This is a genomic window from Streptomyces sp. NPDC107546 (genome assembly GCF_055639175.1).
Map to the genome: position 1 here is coordinate 1 of NZ_JBVKBA010000089.1, position 1,008 is coordinate 1,008.

The following is a 1,008-nucleotide window of genomic DNA, read 5'->3' on the forward strand; positions in this document are numbered from 1 at the left end:
TAGGCGCTGTTTCTCGGATCTCCCTCCGCGAGTGAGGTGTTGGGGGCAGGCTGACTGCATGGGACGCGGAGACCTGACGAACGCAGAGTGGGAGCGGCTGGAGTCGTTGTTACCTCGCGGTGGTGTGCGTGGGGGCCGGTGGAGCGATCACCGACGGGTGATCAACGGGGTGCTTTACCGGGTGCGGACGGGGGTGCAGTGGCGAGATCTGCCAGAGCGGTTCGGGCCGTGGGAGACGGTTTACAAACGCCATCGCCGCTGGTCGGCGGACGGCACCTGGCAGATGCTGCTGTCGAAGGTGCAAGCCGCTGAGGACGCCGCGGGCCGTATCGACTGGGACGTGTCCGTGGACTCCACCGCGGTGCGGGCTCACCAGCACGCCGCCGGGGCAAGGAAGGCACCGCCCGCCGCAGTTCCTCAAAAGGGGGTCCGCCCACGGACGAACCAGGTCGATCCGGTACTTCGGAAACTGGTCGTCCGGCTGGAGGAGGTGGTCAGGTCGGCGAGTGTCTGGGACGCTCCCGCGGTGGCTTCACCACCAAGATCCACCTCGCAGCCGACGGGCGATGCCGGCCACTCGCCCTGCTCCTGACACCCGGACATTACGGAGACGGCCCCCAGCTCCGGCCTGTCCTGGAGCTGGTGTCGGTGCCCCGCACCGGTGTCGGCCGACCTCGCACCCGACCCGACCGCGTCCTGGCCGACAAGGCCTACACGTCCCGCGAAAACCGCCGCTACCTGCGACGACGCGGCATATCACACACCATCCCCGAACGGCTCGACCAGCGCAGACACCGCCACAACCGCGGCTCCCGCGGCGGTCGGCCCACCGGGTTCGACCGCGAACGCTACAAGAAGCGCAACACCGTCGAACGTGCCATCAACCGCCTGAAAGGCTTCCGCGCCGTCGCCACACGCTACGAGAAACGGGCCTACATCTACCTCGGCACCGTCACCCTCGCAGCACTCATCATCTGGCTCCGCTCATGATCCGAGAAACAGCGCCTA

1 protein-coding gene is annotated in these 1,008 nt (G+C 67.7%); it reads left to right on the top strand.

Going from position 1 to position 1,008, the window contains the following annotated elements:
• Window positions 1–58 precede the first annotated feature (58 nt).
• A protein-coding gene (locus ACZ7L1_RS39260) for an IS5 family transposase (RefSeq protein WP_471444507.1) occupies window positions 59–990 on the top strand; the annotation gives its coding sequence in 2 pieces (ribosomal slippage) (window positions 59–464 and window positions 464–990; 933 coding nt in all).
• Window positions 991–1,008: the final 18 nt, after the last annotated feature.